24 protein-coding genes are annotated in these 18320 nt (G+C 60.0%); 18 read left to right on the top strand and 6 right to left on the bottom strand.

Features of this window, described 5'->3' with window-relative positions:
* Window positions 1-199: 199 nt before the first annotated feature.
* The gene (locus IV109_RS16395; RefSeq protein ID WP_296699103.1) at window positions 200-472 is read left to right on the top strand and encodes a KTSC domain-containing protein; all 273 of its coding nucleotides are present in this window, start codon (window positions 200-202) and stop codon (window positions 470-472) included.
* A 134-nt stretch (window positions 473-606) separates the two neighbouring features.
* Window positions 607-780 carry a rubredoxin gene (locus tag IV109_RS16390; RefSeq protein WP_366834249.1) on the top strand — a complete coding sequence of 58 codons (174 nt, stop codon included), beginning with the start codon at window positions 607-609 and terminating at the stop codon, window positions 778-780.
* Between the two features lie 22 nt (window positions 781-802).
* Here IV109_RS16390 and IV109_RS16385 read toward each other — a convergent pair whose 3' ends face one another.
* Window positions 803-1834 (bottom strand): AraC family transcriptional regulator, encoded by a 1032-nt coding sequence (locus IV109_RS16385; protein ID WP_296699100.1) that lies wholly within the window; start codon window positions 1832-1834, stop codon window positions 803-805.
* A gap of 157 nt (window positions 1835-1991) precedes the next feature.
* On the opposite strand from IV109_RS16385, the gene IV109_RS16380 reads away from it, so the two are divergent.
* Window positions 1992-3179 carry an alkane 1-monooxygenase gene (locus IV109_RS16380; RefSeq protein WP_296699097.1) on the top strand — a complete coding sequence of 396 codons (1188 nt, stop codon included), beginning with the start codon at window positions 1992-1994 and terminating at the stop codon, window positions 3177-3179.
* Window positions 3176-3358: a rubredoxin gene (locus IV109_RS16375; RefSeq protein WP_296699094.1), complete on the top strand. Its 183-nt coding sequence runs from the start codon at window positions 3176-3178 to the stop codon at window positions 3356-3358. Before IV109_RS16380 ends, IV109_RS16375 begins: the two co-directional genes overlap by 4 nt.
* A 2-nt stretch (window positions 3359-3360) precedes the next feature.
* On the opposite strand, the gene IV109_RS16370 is transcribed toward IV109_RS16375, so the two are convergent.
* A complete protein-coding gene (locus tag IV109_RS16370) occupies window positions 3361-4269 on the bottom strand; it encodes an MBL fold metallo-hydrolase (protein WP_296699092.1) in 909 nt (302 codons plus the stop codon).
* Between the two features lie 87 nt (window positions 4270-4356).
* Between IV109_RS16370 and IV109_RS16365 the strand changes: the two genes are divergently transcribed.
* Genes IV109_RS16365 through IV109_RS16350 form a run of 4 tightly spaced genes read left to right on the top strand, consistent with a single transcriptional unit; the run spans window position 4357 to window position 6898 of the window.
* The gene (locus IV109_RS16365) at window positions 4357-4809 is read left to right on the top strand and encodes a MerR family transcriptional regulator (protein ID WP_296699090.1); all 453 of its coding nucleotides are present in this window, start codon (window positions 4357-4359) and stop codon (window positions 4807-4809) included.
* Between the two features lie 32 nt (window positions 4810-4841).
* Entirely contained in the window at window positions 4842-5981 is a 1140-nt protein-coding gene (locus IV109_RS16360) for a diguanylate cyclase (protein ID WP_296699087.1), read from the top strand.
* A complete protein-coding gene (locus IV109_RS16355) occupies window positions 5982-6614 on the top strand; it encodes a methyltransferase domain-containing protein (RefSeq protein WP_296699084.1) in 633 nt (210 codons plus the stop codon). It abuts the gene before it with no gap.
* A 23-nt stretch (window positions 6615-6637) separates the two neighbouring features.
* Entirely contained in the window at window positions 6638-6898 is a 261-nt protein-coding gene (locus IV109_RS16350) for a hypothetical protein (RefSeq protein WP_296699080.1), read from the top strand.
* Between the two features lie 225 nt (window positions 6899-7123).
* Here the strand turns inward: IV109_RS16350 and IV109_RS16345 are convergent, their stop codons facing one another.
* Window positions 7124-7486 carry a hypothetical protein gene (locus tag IV109_RS16345; RefSeq protein ID WP_296699077.1) on the bottom strand — a complete coding sequence of 121 codons (363 nt, stop codon included), beginning with the start codon at window positions 7484-7486 and terminating at the stop codon, window positions 7124-7126.
* 190 nt (window positions 7487-7676) lie between these two features.
* Between IV109_RS16345 and IV109_RS16340 the strand changes: the two genes are divergently transcribed.
* The 5 genes from IV109_RS16340 to IV109_RS16320 all read left to right on the top strand — a co-directional run bounded on the left by IV109_RS16340 (window position 7677) and on the right by IV109_RS16320 (window position 11049).
* Window positions 7677-8411 (top strand): zf-TFIIB domain-containing protein, encoded by a 735-nt coding sequence (locus IV109_RS16340; protein ID WP_296699075.1) that lies wholly within the window; start codon window positions 7677-7679, stop codon window positions 8409-8411.
* Window positions 8412-8558: 147 nt separating this feature from the next.
* Window positions 8559-8807 carry a hypothetical protein gene (locus tag IV109_RS16335; RefSeq protein WP_296699072.1) on the top strand — a complete coding sequence of 83 codons (249 nt, stop codon included), beginning with the start codon at window positions 8559-8561 and terminating at the stop codon, window positions 8805-8807.
* Between the two features lie 69 nt (window positions 8808-8876).
* On the top strand, window positions 8877-10151 hold the full coding sequence (locus IV109_RS16330; RefSeq protein ID WP_296699070.1) for a cation:proton antiporter: 1275 nt from the start codon (window positions 8877-8879) through the stop codon (window positions 10149-10151).
* A complete protein-coding gene (locus IV109_RS16325) occupies window positions 10148-10621 on the top strand; it encodes a YeeE/YedE thiosulfate transporter family protein (protein WP_296699067.1) in 474 nt (157 codons plus the stop codon). Before IV109_RS16330 ends, IV109_RS16325 begins: the two co-directional genes overlap by 4 nt.
* The gene (locus tag IV109_RS16320; RefSeq protein ID WP_296699065.1) at window positions 10618-11049 is read left to right on the top strand and encodes a DUF6691 family protein; all 432 of its coding nucleotides are present in this window, start codon (window positions 10618-10620) and stop codon (window positions 11047-11049) included. The genes IV109_RS16325 and IV109_RS16320 overlap by 4 nt, the downstream gene beginning before the upstream one ends.
* Before the next feature lie 14 nt (window positions 11050-11063).
* On the opposite strand, the gene IV109_RS16315 is transcribed toward IV109_RS16320, so the two are convergent.
* Entirely contained in the window at window positions 11064-12623 is a 1560-nt protein-coding gene (locus tag IV109_RS16315) for a sensor domain-containing diguanylate cyclase (protein ID WP_296699059.1), read from the bottom strand.
* Between the two features lie 106 nt (window positions 12624-12729).
* On the opposite strand from IV109_RS16315, the gene IV109_RS16310 reads away from it, so the two are divergent.
* Together IV109_RS16310 and IV109_RS16305 are read left to right on the top strand one after the other, a co-directional pair.
* Window positions 12730-13071: an oxidoreductase-like domain-containing protein gene (locus IV109_RS16310; protein ID WP_366834247.1), complete on the top strand. Its 342-nt coding sequence runs from the start codon at window positions 12730-12732 to the stop codon at window positions 13069-13071.
* A 34-nt stretch (window positions 13072-13105) separates the two neighbouring features.
* Window positions 13106-13690 (top strand): DsbC family protein, encoded by a 585-nt coding sequence (locus tag IV109_RS16305; RefSeq protein ID WP_296699055.1) that lies wholly within the window; start codon window positions 13106-13108, stop codon window positions 13688-13690.
* Here IV109_RS16305 and IV109_RS16300 read toward each other — a convergent pair.
* On the bottom strand, window positions 13687-14778 hold the full coding sequence (locus IV109_RS16300; RefSeq protein ID WP_366834246.1) for a HupE/UreJ family protein: 1092 nt from the start codon (window positions 14776-14778) through the stop codon (window positions 13687-13689). The two genes, IV109_RS16305 and IV109_RS16300, sit on opposite strands and share 4 nt — an antisense overlap.
* Before the next feature lie 29 nt (window positions 14779-14807).
* The gene (locus IV109_RS16295; RefSeq protein ID WP_296699049.1) at window positions 14808-16013 is read right to left on the bottom strand and encodes a hypothetical protein; all 1206 of its coding nucleotides are present in this window, start codon (window positions 16011-16013) and stop codon (window positions 14808-14810) included.
* A gap of 71 nt (window positions 16014-16084) precedes the next feature.
* Between IV109_RS16295 and IV109_RS16290 the strand changes: the two genes are divergently transcribed.
* The 3 genes from IV109_RS16290 to IV109_RS16280 all read left to right on the top strand — a co-directional run bounded on the left by IV109_RS16290 (window position 16085) and on the right by IV109_RS16280 (window position 18220).
* Window positions 16085-16303 carry a hypothetical protein gene (locus IV109_RS16290; RefSeq protein ID WP_296699045.1) on the top strand — a complete coding sequence of 73 codons (219 nt, stop codon included), beginning with the start codon at window positions 16085-16087 and terminating at the stop codon, window positions 16301-16303.
* A gap of 258 nt (window positions 16304-16561) precedes the next feature.
* Window positions 16562-17536: a nitronate monooxygenase family protein gene (locus IV109_RS16285; protein ID WP_296699042.1), complete on the top strand. Its 975-nt coding sequence runs from the start codon at window positions 16562-16564 to the stop codon at window positions 17534-17536.
* A 42-nt stretch (window positions 17537-17578) separates the two neighbouring features.
* Window positions 17579-18220 carry a glutathione S-transferase gene (locus IV109_RS16280; RefSeq protein WP_296699037.1) on the top strand — a complete coding sequence of 214 codons (642 nt, stop codon included), beginning with the start codon at window positions 17579-17581 and terminating at the stop codon, window positions 18218-18220.
* The last annotated feature ends 100 nt before the right edge of the window (window positions 18221-18320 follow it).

The following is an 18320-nucleotide window of genomic DNA, read 5'->3' as shown; positions in this document are numbered from 1 at the left end:
AAATCGCTTGGATTTCCACTTATCCTACTGTTCAAATTTGTCGGACCACTTCTGACCATCCAAAACGATTTACCTGTACTTCAAGCGCAAGTGGGCAAGTTACGGTCTTAAATTGCTACGTTTTTGTTAGCCGCCAGCGCATACGCAACGATCGTTTCAGCCAAATTGCATTGCCTACTGCCAGCGAGAGGAAACGACCATGCTCAGCAAAACCTTCACCAGCGGGCGCATCCGCCGGGCCGACTACAACCCCGAGTCGCAGCAGCTGGACTTGCATTGGGACAACAAAAGCGTGCTGGCCTACAAGCAGGTGCCACACGAGGTGTTTCGCCGGCTGTGCAGCGCGCCCAACCCGGCCACCTACTGGGAAGACCGCATTGCCGAGGAATACCCCAAGGGCGTGCCCATGACGTCCTCTGCGGCGCCCACGGGCACCAAAACGCTCAATGACCTGTTTGGACCCGACGCGTAATTTGCCCAGGCAGTGGCGTTAGCGATTCTGAGCGAGCCGGGGACTTCGTTCTGATCACAAAAGACGACCACCTGCAAATTTATGCGGTGCTGGTCGAAGCAGCCCCCAAGCAAACTCAGCACATGACTGCAACACTGACCACCTGGAAATGCCATTTGTGCGGCTTTGTGTACGACGAATCGGCCGGGCTGCCGTCTGAGGGCTTTGCCCCTGGCACGCGTTGGGCGGACATTCCCGACAGCTGGAGTTGTCCGGATTGTGGCTACGCAAAAGTCGACTTTGAGATGGTCGAGCTTTTCACCGACTGAACCGCAGGCTTTGGTTCACGCGTTAGCGGGCTTGCGCCTTGCGCACCTCGCTGGGGGTGGCGCCATACCAGCGGCGGAAGGTGCGGCTGAAGTTGGTGGTATCCACATAGCCTAGCCGCGCCGCAATGTCTTCCACCGTGAGCTGGGTGTGGGTCAGGTACCAATGGGCGCGCGCGCGCCGGGTGTCGTCCAGCAGCTCCTGAAAACTGCTGCCCTCTTCCTTGAGCCTGCGTATCAGCGTGCTGGATGACATGCTGAAGTAGGCCGCCGCTGCGCTCAGCTTGGGGTAGTGCCCCTCGCGGCCCGCCAACAGCTCGCGCACGCGTTGCGCCATGGTCGTGGTCACTGCGGCCCGGCTCAGCAGGTGTTCGCATTCCAGGCAGGCTTTCTCATGGGCCTGCTGGTCGGCGGTGATGCAGGGTTGCTGCAGCAAATCCTGCGGAATATAAAACACCAGCCGCTGCGCAGCAAACCGGATGCGACCTCTGAAAACCTTGTCGATTTCGCCGCGCCAGGCTGGCTCGGCAAAGGGCAAGTCCACCGCGACGGTATCCATGGGCTGCCCCACCACGGCCTCCATCAGCCGCAAAAAGGTGGCAAAAAGCACCGCATGGACAAAATCGCGCGACTCACCCATGTCAAGGCGCTCAAACACCTCGAACGCAGCGCCATCGGCCGTGCCACGCAAGCGAATGCGCAGCAGGCCGTGGCGCAGCGGCACATAGCGCGCCACGGTTTCCAGCGCCTGGCGCAAGTCTTTGCTGGCGACCACGGCATAGCCCATGGGGCCGTGGCTGGAGATCTGAATCGTGGTGCCCACCTCAAAACCCATCGAGCCGCGCACGGTGATGCGCAGACACTCCAGAACGAAGCGGTTGACCGCACGCTGGGGCACCAGGGCCTCGCGGCTGGCGAGTTCTTTCCACGAGCCCAAGCCGGCCGCCGCCAACGCGCCGTCCACATCACCCCCGTGGTTGCGCAGCATCATGCACAGCAGCTTGAGGTAAGTGGGATGCACCGCCGGGGTATCCAGGGTGGGAGCGATGTCATTCATGAACAGGTGGGGGCGTGGGGCGTTTGGAACTAAATGACGATCAGATGCGCATATTAGCGGGGACGCTGCAAAGCGCTCTCAGGGAAACTACCCGACAGGCGATGGCAGCCACAGGCCAGGGGCATCGCGCCTACATACCAAAAGCAGGAGACATTTCATGACCGTACAAGTCAATTCCTTAAGCGCGCACCCGTATCGCGACCGCAAACGTTATGCGTGGCTGCTGTCGGTGCTCATACCCGCGTTCATTGGTTCGGGCGCGCTGCTGGTGCTGTTCACCGGCGACGCGCGCGCCGCGTGGCTGCCGGTGATCTTTGTCTACGGCGCGATTCCGCTGCTGGACATGGTGCTGGGCGAAGACCAAAGCAACCCGCCAGAAGCCGAGGTTCCCGCGCTGGAGGCCGACAAATACTATCGCTACATCACCTACGCATCGGTGCCGGTGCTGTGGGCGTCGTTTCTGATTTCGGTCTGGTTTATTGGCACCCATGAACTGGCCTGGCCTACCCAATTGGCGCTGCTGCTGGCAGCCGGTGTGTCGGGCGGCATCGGGATCAACCTGGGCCATGAACTGGGTCACAAAAATACCCCGCTGGAGCGCTGGCTGGCCAAGATTGTGCTGGCGCCAACGGCCTATGGACACTTTTTCATCGAGCACAACCGAGGCCACCACCGCGATGTGGCCACGCCCTCTGACCCGGCCTCGTCGCGCATGGGTGAGACCATCTACACCTTTGTGCTGCGGGAAATGCCCGGCGCATTGAAGCGGGCATGGCGAATCGAGGTGGAACGGCTGGGCCGCATCGGGCAGCCCATATGGTCTTTGCACAACGAGATACTGCAGCCCGCCCTGATCACGCTGATGGTGTGGACCGGACTGGTGCTGTGGCTTGGCATTGCCATCCTGCCGGTGATTCTGGCCATATCCTTTTGGGCCAACTTCCAGCTAACGTCAGCGAACTATATTGAGCACTATGGGCTGCTGCGCCAGGAGCGCGCCCCGGGCCGCTACGAGGTGACACAACCGCACCACTCGTGGAACAGCAACCATCTGTTTTCCAACTGGGTGCTGTTTCACCTGCAGCGCCACTCGGACCATCACGCCCACCCCACGCGCCGTTACCAGTCGCTGCGCAACTTTGAAGAAGCGCCCCAACTGCCCAACGGCTACCTCGGGATGTTCCTGGCGTGCTACATCCCGCCGGTCTGGTTTTGGCTGATGGACCGCCGGGTGGTGGACTGGGCCAAAGGGGACGCGTCGCGCATCCACTTCCAGCCGGGCAAGAAAGAGGCGTTGATCAAAAAATACGGCATGCATACGCCCGCCACGGGAGTGGCACCATGAGCATTTACCAATGCCCCGAATGCGGCTTTCAGTACGACGAGGCCGAAGGCAACGCCCATGAAGGACTCAAGCCCGGCATGCCCTGGCTGAGCGTGCCGGAAGACTTTGCCTGCCCAAGCTGCGCCGTGCGCCTGCGGGATGACTTTGAACTAGTGGACCCCGCGACTCCGGCACCCTAGCCCTACTTGACCCACTGGGGAAAGTAACCCAGCGCGTCCTGCACCTTGCTGTCGTGGGCGGGCACCACCACCAGGCCGGGCTCGGCTTGCAGCAGCGTGCGCACCTGCGCCACGCTGCTGAGGGTTTGGTCGGCATCCTGATCTACCAGCAGGCTTGCTGCCCAGAACTTGGGCGCGCTGGCCTGCAGGGCGCCCTGTGTCCAGGCCACATCGCCAATGAAGAAATACACCTTGCCCGAGTCCACCGTGAGGAACAGGCCGATGGAGCCCGGCGTGTGGCCGGGCATGGGCACCAGCACCACGGTGCCGTCCTGGTACAGGTCCAGGCTTTGAGCGTAGCCTTTGAAGGGGCCGGAAGTGAACGTCAGTGCTTCCCACTGAATGGACTTGGCCGCCACCTGCGATGCCCAGGTGCCGCCAGGGCCCGTGCTAGGCTGGCGGATGCGCGCCATCTCCAAGGCCGAGACGCCAACTTTGGCTTCAGGAAAGTCCAGCACACCACCCGCGTGGTCCCAATGGCTGTGGCTCAGGATAATGCGGCGCACCGGGGGCAAGCCTGCCTTGCGGAGTTGCTCGCGCGCGGGCTGCACGGGGCGGTCGTATTTGAAGAATGGACGCAGCCACAGCGGCATGCCCTGTTGGTACTGGCCGTCTACCTGGCTGCCCATGCCGGTGTCAAACAGCAGATAGTCCTGGTGGTGTTTGATCAGGAATGCGGAGAAGTTGGAGTCAATCTGCTGCACCAGGCTGCCACCGGGGCGCAGCAGTGCTTCCATCACCGCCACTTGCGATGTCTTGACGATGGCAAAGCCCACCTCGGGCGGCGCAGTGCCTGCGGCGGGGGCCGCGTGCAGGTTGGCGGTGAATACGAGTAGCACGAGCGAGAGACCAGGCAGGATGGAGCGCAACATGGGAATTTTTCCAAGGTTAAAGAACGCAGCGTAAAGCTTGGTCTATGCTCCAAGGTCAAGCACTTTGTGCGGCAAGCAGGTTTCGCCATGAACATCAGCCAACTAGCCCAAGCGGCCCAGGTCACGACCGACACGGTGCGTTATTACGAAAAGCAGGGGCTGCTGAGCGCGCCACAGCGCCAGGACAATGGCTACCGGCTGTATACCGCAGCTCATGCCGAGGCGCTGCGCTTTGTGCGGGGCGCACAGGCGCTGGGGTTTTCGCTGGCCGAGATTCGGGCCATTCAGCCCCAACTGGCCCAAGGCAAGTTCGGGCGCGCCGACATTGAGCAGCAGTTGCATACCAAGATGGCGCAGATAGACGCCCACATCCACCAACTGCAAATACTCAAGAAGGAGTTGGCCAGCACCTTTGCGTCGCTCACTTGCGCCCCCAGCCAAACCGTCATCACAACCAGTGCCACCGCGCCCGATAGCGGCAGCGGTGCTGGCGCAGCCGTGGTGCGCAAGGCGTTTGCCAAGCCGCCGAGGACGCGATAAACAAAAGCGCAATGCGATACTAGTGCTCCACCATGCCCCTACTCGTCAGCCTCCAACTTGCCCTGTATGCCCTGCTTTGGGGTGCGGGCTATGTCGCACTGAAGGAAGAGCGCCCGGCCATCCTGCAGTGGCTTGGCTATGCGCTGGCCAGCGCAACGGCGACTGCCTTGCTTGCATGGCGGCCAGATGGCCCGGTGTGGCTCACGCACACGGGGTCCAGCGCAGCCACACTGCTCAGCCTGGTTCTGGGTGGGCGCGGCGTGGTGCGTTTTCTGGGGCTTGCGCCCAATGACCGGCTGTTCATCGCAGTCGGATGTATCGCCGTTGTGGGTCTGGGGTGGATCGGCCCGTATGACGCGGCCTCCCGCGTGGCTCTTGCAACGGCATTGAACATCGTCGTGCTGATGGCGGTTTTTCTGCAAACGCGCAAACGCTTCATTGCCGAGTTCGGGCCACGCATCGCGGTGCTGGCTGCGTTCCCCACGCTGGCGCTGGTGTGCATGAACCTGTATTTTCTGGCGCAGGGTTTGATGCGCGGTTCGGTCGCCATCGCAGGGACAGGCGTGGTGCCGGTGGCTACTTGGGGGGTGACTCTGGTCAGCGCGGCAGCATTCAACTATCTATTTCTGTTTCTGGTCGGCTACCGGATGCAGCAAAGCCTGCAGCGCCAGGCCAGCCACGACGCGCTCACGGGCTTGCCCAACCGCCGTGCCATGGAACAAAGGTTGCAGCTGGAATGGGACCGTTCGCTGCGCTACGGCAAGCCCTTTGTCGTGATTTGCGCAGACCTGGATCACTTCAAACGCATCAACGATCAGCATGGCCATGCGACGGGCGATCAGGCGTTGATCGCTGTGGCCAAAGCACTGCAAGCCACTGTGCGCGACACCGACCATGTGAGCCGTTTCGGCGGCGAAGAGTTTGTGATCCTGATGCCCGAAGCGCACACCGAGCGCGATGGCGTGCCTCTGGCCGATCGGCTGCGCGCCGCCATTGCGGAATTGAAGCTCACAGGCCCGGCAGGCCAGTCCATCACGCCGACCGCCAGTTTCGGCGTGTCCGGCTGGCTGGCATCAGACAAAGACCGGGAGCATGTATTGCGACGCGCCGACAACGCGCTGTATGAAGCCAAAGACCAAGGGCGTGATCGCGTCGTGCTGAAGGCTGAATAAATGAACACCAATTGGTACGACCGTCACATCCTGCCCAGGGCTTTGGACATGGCATGCGGCATGCCCATGCTGGGACGTATGCGTCAGCTTGTGGTGCCGCAAGCGCAAGGACGCGTGCTGGAGGTGGGCATTGGCACCGGACTGAACATGCGCTACTACGACAAGCGCCGCGTGACCCACATTACCGGCCTGGACCCGGCGCTGCAACTGCACCCGCTGGCCCAGGAACGCATTGCACAGTCAGGCTTGCCGGTGGAGCTGGTGGGACTATCGGCCGAGAAAATTCCACTGCCGGACCACAGCTTTGACACCGTGCTGATCACCTACACCCTGTGCACCATTCCCGACCCGCACGCAGCGCTGATCGAGATGCGGCGTGTGCTGAAGCCCAGCGGCAAACTCCTGTTTTGTGAGCACGGGCGCGCACCCGATGCCTCGGTGCAACGCTGGCAGAACTGGCTGCAGCCGGTATGGGGTCCGTTGGCCGGTGGCTGTCATCTGGGGCGCGACATTCCCGGGCTGCTGGCCGACGCAGGCTTTGCCCTGCCCGACCTGAAAACCCGCTACCTGCCTGGTCCGCGCCCCTTCACCTTCCACTACTGGGGTGAGGCCCTGGCCAGCTCGGTAACATAGAACTGGTAATTGATTTGTGATGAATGCATCCGTTTGCACTCAAGGAGATGAAGATGGAAAAAGACGATGAACCCAAGACATGGGTCAGCGCTTTAAAGATTGTGGCAGCCCTTGCTGCGGTGATTGGAACGATTGGCTTTGGCCTCTGGTACGCCAGCCAGTTGCCTGTGTCATCCCCCGCGCTTGAACAGGCGATCGAAGAAGTTCGCAAAAAGAGCCCTAGCAGCGGCTCTGGTTCAGACAGCTCGTGGGGAATCGCCAAAGACTCGCCCCTGCGAAGGTAAGAAAAAATACACTGAAAAATACTTACCCAAGCACACTGTGGACTTTGCTGTGGATAAGCGTGTTCACAAGCCGCCAAACCCGCGCCAGGTTTGGCCTTGCCAGCGGTGCCTTCGATTTAAGCACCTTCAGGCGAATTGATTTTTCCACCACGCAGGTGTGCTATAGGGTGGCACACGGTCGTGGTAATCCAAGACCCGCTCGGCAATTGTGAGTTCGTCCGCGGCTTAGCGCCGGTGATCGTGTCCACCGCCATGTCGTCCATAGCCCCTGCCATGGTGCCTGTCCCAGCCATGCGGGCGAACGTAATAAACAGGCTGTGCCTGGTAGTAAACCGGTGCCGGTCTCACGTACACCGGTGGCGCTTGATAGTAGACCGGAGCGGCCTGTACATAGACTGGCTGGGCATGCATGTATACCGGCCCCGCATTGCCCACATTCAGCGAAACGCCCGGCGAGCCCACGCCCACAGACCAGAACACGTCGTCTCTGGCATGGGCTGAGCCCGCATAGCTCAGAGCGGCAAGCAGTAGTGTTGCCGTGACACCGGCTGCAAAAACCGAACGATTGACCATGGTGGCTGTCTTCATAAGTATCTCCTTGGCAGGACAAGAATTGCCCATGTGCCTATTACGCATGAGGTTGTGTAACCGTGTACCGTATCCATGGTGAAGAACGTAGCCAAACGTAACCGGGCTGTACCACGCACCGCCGTGCATCGATTTTTCCGAAGCATGTTGAGGCAGATTAGGATCGGAGCATTTGCACTTGCAGTCTCCCATGGCCACCTCAACCTCAACAAACTGTCCATCCTGCCGTGCGGCCATGGATGTCCATGCACTGACCAGTGTCGACGGTGGCACCGTCGAGCTGGACTTGTGTTACCAATGCCATGGCATCTGGCTTGATCCGCAGGAGAACCTGAAGCTCGCTCCCGCTGCGGTGGCCGAGCTGTTTCGGCTGTTGCATGAACACCGTGACGCCACGCGGCAGCCGCTGGCCGTGAAGGTCAATTGCCCACGCTGCAACAGCACATTGACCCAGGGATTTGACGTGGTCCGAAGTGGCCGTTACATCACCTATCGCTGCCCGAATCGCCATGGGCGCTTCAGCGCGTTTTCCTCGTTCATGATTGAGAAGGGCTTTGTCCGGCTGCTGACCCGGGCTGAAATTGAGGACATGGCCCAGCGCGTAGCGGTGATCCACTGCAGCGGTTGCGGTGCGCCGGTAGATCTTCGCCATGACCATGCCTGCCCGCACTGCCGCTCGGCATTCTCTTTGCTAGACCCCAAAGCAGTGGAACAAGCCCTGCAAGGTTACGCAAGAGCCACGACAGACTCGGCGAGAATCAAGGCGCCGGACCTGGCTGATGCCCTGGTGATGCTGGAGCGCGACCGTCAACGCGCACAGCGCGAAGAGCAAGCACGCCGTGGCTCACTGTTCACGGTGCAGAGCGGCGCCGAGATTGACCTCTGGGCGCTGGGTGTCGCCATGGTCTGGAAATTGCTGGACTGAGTTTCTTATTCTCCCAACCAGCCACGCCCTTCACGTCAACCCCTGGCGATGCGTCGCTTCGCATAAGCTCCCAGCGGTGGCGCTGGTACTGGGCAGCAGCGGCTTGGGTTAACCTCTCTGCTTACAAGTCAACGCAAAGGATGCATCATGAAGAAACTCAACGTCACCATCAAGCTGGAAATGTCCGTTCCCGATGACTGGGAGCTGGTCGAAACGTCTGAGGGCGGTTATGTGCTGAAGCTGCCTGACCAGCAATTCATGGACATCGCCATTGAGCCGCTGTTTGCCAGTGACCCCGAGGAAACCTGGACCAACACGGAGAGTGAGGATGTATTGAACGACATCCTTGACATGGTGGAGAGCGAAGAAGTGATTTACGAATTCATCACCCACTGACGGCTCCATCAGAAGGCGGCGGTGACGAGAGTCACTACACTGGGCGCATGTACCTAAACGACTTTCTGGATGACTAGCCCGCAATGGTTTCTGCTGATCGGCGCGCTGCTGCTGCTACGGGGCCTGACGGCAACGCTGTTGCAGCGCCTGCCGTTCACACCCGCCATCATTTATCTCGGCGTCGGGGTGCTGGTGGGTCCCAGTGCGCTTCACCTGTTCCATTTCAATCCACTCAAGGAATCAGCGCTTCTGGAGGCTTTAACCGAGGTAGCGGTGCTGATATCCCTGTTTTCCGCTGGCGTCAAAATGCCGGGTTCCTTCAGTTTCACCCGCTGGCGCGCGCCCATGTTATTGGCCACCCTGTCAATGGCACTGACGGTAGCCATGGTGGCCGCCTTTTCTGTTTACGTGCTGGGCTTGCCGCTGGGTGCTGGCGTGCTGCTGGGCGCCATCCTGGCGCCCACCGACCCGGTGCTTGCAACAGATGTTCAAATTCGCCATCCCGGTGACCGTGACCAGCTGCGCTTTACGCTGACCTGCGAAGCGGGCATGAACGATGGCAGCGCGTTTCCCTTTGTCATGCTGGGCCTGGGGCTGCTGGGGCTGCATGAGCTGGGCGATTCAAATCTTCATTGGGTGGCTGTGGAGGTGCTATGGGCCACAGGTGCCGCCATTGCCGTGGGTGTCGCGGCAGGTATGGCACTGGCCCGACTTGGCTGGCTGCTGCGGCGCAAACCACACCAGCATGCACTGATGGACGATTTTCTGGGATTGGGACTGATCGGTGTGGTCTATGGCCTGTGCGTGATGGTGGATGCCTGGGGGTTTTTGGCGGTATTTTTTGCCGCTGTTGCGTTGCGCCAGACCGAACTGAAGCTGGCCAGGGCGGCCTTGACCACACAGGATGACGAGCCACTACCCACAGTCAGCGAAGGCTCGCTGATCTTCAAGGAACACCTGGAGCGGCTGTCGGAGATGGTGCTGGTGATCTTGCTTGGCGGCACACTCTTTGCCAGTTCATGGAGCTGGGGCGCCGCTGGCCTGGCCCTGTTCCTGTTTTTGGTGGCGCGCCCTGCCAGTGTGCTTGTGGGGTTGCTGGGTACGGGCACTCCGTGGAGGATTCGGGGTCTGGTGGCCTGGTTTGGCGTGCGCGGTGTGGGATCGCTCTACTACCTGATGTACGCCATACAGCACGGCTTGCCCGAACCCCTGGCACTGCAGCTGATTCAGCTCACCCTGATTGTGGTGACCCTGTCCATCCTGCTGCATGGTGTCAGTGTGAAGCCACTGCTGGGCCTGTTCTGGCGGCGTGGAAAGCCGGGCTCCGATAATCTGTCCCCATGAATATGTCCCTTTCTCTTTTCCCCCTTGGCTGGCAGCACTATCTGCTGGGCGGTTTGACCATTGGCGCGGGTACGGCGCTGCTGTTTGTGCTGACCGGCCGCATCGGTGGCATGAGCACGGTGTTTTCCAGCACCTGGTCCTATCTGGTGCAGCGGCCGTTTTTTCAGCAACCCCGGTTCATCGATTCGCGCGACTGGCGGCTGGTGTATGCGGCAGGCCTGATCCTGGGCGCATTGATCTGGTGGCTGGGCTTTGCAGGTGGCAAGCCTGAAGCTACGGCAGTACCGGTGTGGCAGTTACTGGTGGGCGGATTTTTTGTGGGGTATGGGGCTCGGCTGGGCAATGGGTGCACCTCGGGGCATGGAATCTGCGGACTGGGATCGCTGCAATGGCCTTCGCTGCTGGCCGTGCTGACCTTCATGGCGACCGCGTTTTTGACGGCCAACCTGGCCGCAAGGTGGCTGGCATGAGTGCAGCAGACAAAACCGTCGCCCGAATGCTTGCCACGCTGGCGGCAGGCACACTGTTTGGCTTTGGCCTGTCGTACTCGACCATGATCCGGCCCGAGGTGGTGCTTGGCTTTCTGCGTTTTCAGGACTTTGGCCTGATGCTGGTCATGGGCGGTGCCGTGATGGTGGTGATGCTGGCCTACAAGCTGGCACCCCGCCTGCTGACCCGCCCCTTGCTGGACGACCACTTCCATGTGCACCCCAGCACCTGGAATCGGGACACCGCCATGGGCTCCGCCCTGTTTGGCCTTGGCTGGGGCTTGTGCGGCGTCTGCCCCGGCCCGGCCATTGCAGGCCTGGGCGCGGGCAACTGGAACCTTGTGTGGGCATTGGTCGGCATTGCGCTGGGTGCGCTGGTGCAGGGACTCAGGGCACGCGCACCCAGGTAGCGGCACAGCACCGTTCAGGTCACCTGCGCCAGCACAGCCCGTCGTTTGCCGGCTTGCTTGGCGCTGTAAAGCGCAAGGTCGGCTTTGACACTGAGTTCTTTCACACTGTGACCGCCCTCGGGAAACAAGGCTACGCCCGCACTGGCCGACACCGGTGACTGGATACCGGGGTAAGGCTCTGATAGCAATACCACAATGCGATCGGCGATTTCCATGGCTTGCTCAGCGCCCATGTCAATGAGCATGATGAAAAACTCGTCTCCCCCCACGCGCGCGGCGATATCCGACCCACGAATGGCTTCCTGAATGCGCACCGCCACGACTTTGAGAACCTCATCCCCGGCGGCATGACCCTGTGTGTCGTTCACGGCCTTGAAGCCATCCAGGTCCACGGCCAATAGGGCCACCGACTGTCCTTTACGCTGGGCAAGCGAGAGGTTGCGTGCGGCGACCTCATCAAACAACAGACGATTGGGCAAACCCGTCAGCACATCGTGCTGAGCGAAAAATTTCACCTTTTCCATGGCATGTGCAGCCTCCTGCATGGCTTCACCCACGGCATCGGCTTCCTGCAACTGCATCGCGGGTATCTGCACGTGTTCACCCTTGCTCAAGGACAGGGCGGCGGCGTTGAGTTCGCGTACCGATGACAAGACCCGCTTGGCAAGAGCCCGCGCCAGCCAAAGCCCCAGTCCAAAGGCGACCAACATCGCGGCGAACACAAAACCGAGTTGCTCGACAACCTCCTTGTCAATCTCCTTCTTCGGCGCACCCACAACCACAGTCCAATGCCACGGCCCGGACGTGGCATAGCCCGAAAAAACGGGAATACCTTCTTTGGTCAGTGTCTGCACACGACCTTGCGCACGCTGACCCAATGCGGCAATCAGCTCTGGCACAGCCTTCTGCCCCACAAAAACTTCCGCATCGCGCGACCGACCAACGATGGTGCCGGAGCCGTCCACCGCGGCCACCAACCAGCCCTCTGGCAGTCTCTGACGACCCAGTATGCTGGTAATCCGACTGGGGTCCAGTCCCATGTTCAAACTGTAGATAACCTGTTCTCCCGTCGCCACGGGTACTCCCATGGCAATGGCGGGCTTGCCGGTCACCGGACCGATGAACATGTCGGTCAATACAGTGACTCTGTCCGCGAACACACGACTGAGCTGCGGGGGTGTTCCGCTGGCGGGCAAAGACGCACCAAAAGGCCGCAAGGTGTTGAGAACCTGTTTGCCGGAACGATCTGTGAGTATGTAGTTGTAGGCAATGCCGGGCGCCAGTGCATCCGTGGCCCGTCCGTGGAAACCTCGCAAATCCCCCGTGGCAAGCTCCTGCGAGGTAGCCAGCGTCTTCAAAGCAGACTCCACCGTGGCGATTTCACGCTCAAGATCGCCCAGAATCGCTTTGGCAAGCAGCACCGTCTGCTGCTCCACGTTCTCACGCTGCAACACGTAGTTGTTGTAGGCCAGCGTGGAACTCACAATGGCTGCTGGCAGAACGCAAACAATAACCAGCAGCGTCAAGTCTCGACGCAGCGAATAGCGGCGACTGCCCAGCGTGGTGTTCGGCATTCTTTTTGCCTTGTTTGTTGATCCCTAAGCGGCTCACTATCGCAGATGCGTGTCCACCCTGCAATTGGCAAGGACAAGTTTTTTACCATTTACGTGAGTCAACGTCATGATTTTTGCGCTTTTACGCTATATTTTCAATAGCAAACAGCGCATGTCTCACGAGGACTGGCGTCCGTTTTTATGTAAAATTGTCGGTAGCATGCCGAACAACACACAATTGGGCTCGGGACTGATCCATTGCGCCATCGATCGCGACTCAGCCACGGGCATTTTCCAGGCACTCCAGGAACAGGCCCGGGCGCACGGCATAGCCCTGCGTCAGCCACCACCTGAGCCCACCACATGCTGCGGTCGCGGCTGCAATGGCTGTGTCTGGGAAAGCTATTTCGATGCAGCTACCTTTTGGCAGGAAGACGCACTTCTGGCGCTGGCAGCCACCGGGGATTGAGGCATCGACCCCGCCACACACACAAGGAATCATCTTGAATTTCAAAGCTTTCACACTTTCCATCGCCGCAGCTCTGACCCTGTGCCTGACCGGCTGCTCCCCGCAGGATGCAGCGCCCAAGCAGACCACGGCTTCCAAGCCCTCATCGCCGTATGAAGCCGTGTCGAGTCAAGGCAAGGGATTCACCGTGGGCGCCATGATGAGTGCCCACACGGTGTATGTGCTGTTCGATCCCCAGTGTCCGCATTGCGGTCACCTGTGGGAGGCCTCCATCCCGCTGCAGAAAAAGGTGAAGTTCGTCTGGATTCCAGTGGCCATCATCAACGCCAGCAGCACCGCGCAAGGAGCGGCGCTGCTGGCGGCAGCGAACCCGACAGAATTGATGGCAGCGCACGAAAAATCGATTCTGGCCGGTACCGGCGGCATCGCAGCGTCTGCCAGTATCGCGCCCGAAGTGGCGCAAACCATCAAAGCCAACACCCAGTTGTTCACAAGTCTGGCTCTGGAGTCGGTGCCTTTTATCACGGCGAAAAACCTGCGCACGGGCCAAGCGGTGACGCGCACCGGCGCGATGACAACGCCGGCGCTGGCCGAATTCCTGGGGGTGGATCTGCTTTAGCTGCTGATCAATTTGAGGTCAAACACCCGCTCGGCAAGCCAGATCAGCGCAACCGCCATCGTGAGCAGGGACCCACCCACGAACACACCACGGCGATAAAGTGAGGTGTGACGCAACAGGTAAGCCACCGGCAGAAACACCGCGACGATGGCAAGCTGGCCGGTTTCGACGCCCAGGTTGAAGCCGATCAGGGACAGCACCAGAGTCTCCTGCGGCAAGCCCAGTTCCGCCAGCACGCTGGCAAAACCAAAACCGTGAATCAGTCCAAAGCAAAACGCCACCAGCCAGCGCTTGCCTTCTACCACCGGCCACAGGTTATTGGCTGCGGCCAGGACCACGGAAAGAGCAATGACCGACTCCACCAGGCGTGAGGGCAGTGAAATCAGACCCAGGGCCGCCAGACTGAGCGTGATCGAATGTGCAACCGTGAACGAGGTCACCACCCACAGCACTTCACGCAAAGACTGCGAAAAACGCTCCACGCCGCGCCAGCGTCTGGCATCGTGCACCAGCACAGCCGGCAGCAGCAGCGACAGTAAGAACAGGATGTGATCGAAGCCGATCCAGATATGCCAGACACCTTCGACCACGTATTGTTTGAACTGGGCCAGGCGCGACATCTCTCCCGCAACAAAACGCTGCTCGGCCCTGGCGGGCGAGAACACCCCCGTTTGAGTCACGCCGTCAAGACTCAGACGCAACAGGCCACGGTGCAGCGCATCAAGCTCGAACAGGAGGCGGTAGTTCAGCGTCAATTCCCCCGTGGCGCCCGGGCAGGTCCCGGCGAGCTTCAGCACGGCATAGCTGCCATCCGTATGCTCATCCACTTGATGCTGCGTGACTTGCACGGTGCAACTCTCACCGCGCTTCAAAGACAAGCGGCTCAGCGCCCACGCAGCAATATCAGCATGGCGCGTGCGCAGCTCGCCCCAGTTAATTTCGCCGTTTCCATCCTGGTCAAGACCAAGCGCAAAGTCAATATCGCGCAAGGCAATGTCCCATTGTCCCGAGACTTCCTGCCCCTTGATATCAAGCACCAGGTAGCTGTCACTGGCCTTGTGCGCCAAGGCCGGAAGGGAGCACAACAAACAAAGAATCAGCCAAAAGCAACGCAGCATCATCGCGCCCCCGCCAAGGCTGACTGCTGGCCCAACCGGCGCCATCGCGGATCTTCAAATCCACTGGTGCGCAGCCAGTCCCGTGCAGCTTGCGCGCCAACGGGGTCTTTTGCGGCAATGGCCGCTTCCAGCAAAATGCGCGCGTCTCTTGGCTCACGCTGAACGCGGTAGTTCTCGGCCGCCAGGCGCAACGCCAATTGGGGGTCATTGCGCAAGTGCAATTGATAACGGGCTTCCTCGGCGCGATGGGTGGTATCGCCACGCATTTTGGCGGCAGCGAAGCGATCACCCAGGGCCTGTGTGTGTCGCGATGCGTCGGGCAACTTGAGCATCGCCTCAGCTTCTGCCAAACGCAACAACAATCCATCCGAACTCTCCCAACCCGCGAGTTGCGCAAGGACCTCTTTTGGTCGTCCGTTGTCAAGCAGGAAGTCAGTCCACGCGGCGAGCAGATAGCCATCGTCACGGCCAAGGCTCAGTGCCTCACGAAAGTGCCGCTCCGCCAGTGCCCCCTGGCCGCGCCATGCGGCAACCTCGCCCAGGCGGGTAAACAACCACAAACGTTGGTCAACGTCGCGGGCAGCGCCAAGCGCCAGTTGCAAAGCCTGGTAGGCACCTTCCAGCTGACCCGTGTAGGCCTGAACCAGGCCGCTGCAACCACCCAACAGAACGGCGCGCCGAAGACGCTGCAAGGCTTCGCACTCCTTACGGGCATCCCCATAATTGGCCTGCACCAGATAGATGGCCGCACGCCACGCATGGGCGGAAGCGAACCCCGGATCTTGCGCCAGGGCGCCCGCAAAGTCACTCAAGGCCGCGTCAAAATCATGCCGGTACTGGCGCAGCATGCCGCGGGTGGTCAGCAGCGAGGGCGGCAAGGGGCCGGAAAAGCGGCTGACAACCGCCTGCGCATAACCCACGTAGCGAGGATCGCCACGGGCAATGGCCAAGTCATAGTAGTGTTGCGCAAGCTGCGCCGCTGGCTCTGGGTCGGCTGGTGCGCTTGCCACGGCAGTGCGCAAGGTGGTCAACTCGCGCGCGCCGCTATCGCCAGCCCGAAACGGCAATCGCTCCAGAACCACGGCATCTGACTCAGGTGTACGCGGTGCCGCCTGAAGCGTGGCTGCCATCGCCACCGCAGCCACCACCACCCACGACAAAACGTTGCGTATTCGTGGGGTGTCTGCTAATTGGCGAAATTTCATATTTGCAGTATATTTTGGCGGCGGCAGATATTGCCGTTGTGTTTTAGTTACAAAATCCTTGGAGTCTACCCATGAGCAAGTTACTTTCCGTTTTGATCGCTACAGCCTTCGCAACCGCCTCTGTTGGCTCCTTCGCTGCCTCCCACGGTGGCGCCATGTCCGACAAGGACAAGGCAGACAAAATGGCTGCATGCAAGAAAATGGATGCAAAGGCAGACGACAAGATGAAGGCCGAGTGCAAGAAGCTTGAAGAAAAGAAAGAAGAGAAAAAAGACGAGAAGAAAAAGTAATCTCTCGAATTTCGATCTGAAAAAGGCGGACCGAAGGTCCGCCTTTTTTCATGCTCATCGCTTGTTGTAAGATTTCATACGAGCGCTGCGTCAGCCACAAGCTTTCACGGCCAGTGCAGACAATGTGGCGTCAGTCACGCGTGAGACTGGGTTCGCCACAGAGCCCTTGTCAAGACTTGAAAATACCGCAGAATGATCCATTCGCCCAAATGGGCGCTCCGTTTCCCAACCATTCCCGACTCCAAGGAACACATCCGCATGAAAACCAAAATCACCGAAATGTTCGGCATCCAGCATCCCATCCTGCAAGGTGGCATGCACTATGTCGGCTTGGCCGAACTGGCTGCTGCCGTATCCAATGCTGGCGGACTTGGCATCATCACAGGCTTGACACAACGTACACCCGAGCTGCTGGCCAACGAAATTCGCCGTTGCCGCGAAATGACGGACAAGCCATTCGGTGTGAATCTCACCTTCCTGCCCACTGTGAGCTCACCCGACTACCCCGGCTACATCCGGGCCATCATTGAAGGCGGCGTCAAAGCCGTCGAGACAGCCGGCAACAACCCCCAGAAATGGCTTCCCGCCATGCACGAAGCCGGCATCAAGGTCATCCACAAGTGCACGTCGGTGCGCCATGCGCTGAAAGCCGAATCCATCGGTTGTGACGCCGTGAGCGTGGACGGCTTCGAATGTGGCGGCCATCCTGGCGAAGACGACGTACCCAACTTCATCCTTCTGCCGCGTGCCGCCGAAGAACTGAAGATCCCGTTCGTTGCATCGGGCGGCATGGCAGACGGCCGCTCATTGGTCGCGGCCCTTGCCCTGGGCGCAGAAGGCATCAACATGGGTACGCGCTTCATTGCAACCAAAGAGGCGCCCGTGCATGAAAATGTGAAGCAGGCCATCGTAGCCGCCAGCGAGCTCGACACCCGCCTGGTCATGCGCCCCCTGCGCAATACAGAGCGCGTGTTGCGCAATGAAGCCGTTGACCGCCTGATCGAGAAAGAGAAAGCACTGGGAGCCAACCTGAAGTTCGAAGACATCATCGAACAGGTGGCAGGCGTCTACCCACGCATCATGCAAGATGGCTTGATGGACGCCGGCGCATGGTCTTGCGGCATGGTGGCTGGCCTGATCCATGATGTGCCGACCGTCAAGGAACTGATCGACCGCATCATGAGCGAAGCCGATGACATCATCACCACGCGGCTGGCTCGCCTGGTGAAATAAAAATATCCGTTTCATACATCCAATTTTCAGGAAACTCATTCCATGATTACTCTTTGCGGATTCCCGGTCTCCAACTACTACAACGTCGTCAAACTCGCGTTGCTTGAAAAAAATGTACCTTTCACGGAAGAGTATGTCGCGGTCGGCAGCAAGGAGGAAGCCGTCCTGAGCTGTTCGCCGCTGGGGAAAATTCCCTTTATTCGGACACCGCAAGGTGCATTGTGCGAAAGCCAGGCCATCCTGCATTACATCGAAACCGCCTACCCGACCCCGTCGCTGATGCCCACCGACCCGCTGGAAGCAGCCAGGGTTCGCGAGCTGATGACGTTCATTGACCTGCACCTCGAACTGGTCGCTCGCGATTTGTACCCTCAAGCCTTTTTCGGCGGCACAGTCAGCGAAAGCACCCAGGCACGCGTACGCAAGCAACTGGAAAAGAACATTGCCGGCTTCAAACGGTTGGCCAAGTTTGCGCCTTATGTTGCAGGCGACACCTTCACGCAGGCGGACTGCGCTGCCTTCAACAACCTGCCACTGATAGGCATGGCAAGCAAGGCCATCTTCGGGGAGGATCTGCTCCTGAGTGGCGGCGTTGACTACAAGCCCTACGTCAAATTCATCAGCGAGCGACCCTCCGCGCAAAAAGTGGCTGCCGACCGCAAAGCCGCCTCAAGCAAGGCGTAGCCGGGTCTGCGGCATGGGGCATGCTGGCGCCCCGTGCCTGATGCGGATCTGTTGACCCATAACCCATCTTCGTCCGCGTCACACCGTATGTAATCGCCAC

This window comes from Rhodoferax sp., assembly GCF_018780565.1.
In the GTDB taxonomy this organism is placed as follows: Bacteria; Pseudomonadota; Gammaproteobacteria; order Burkholderiales; family Burkholderiaceae_C; genus Rhodoferax.
Note: the sequence above shows the minus strand (reverse complement) of the source record. Positions and strands in the feature narration are given on the sequence as shown.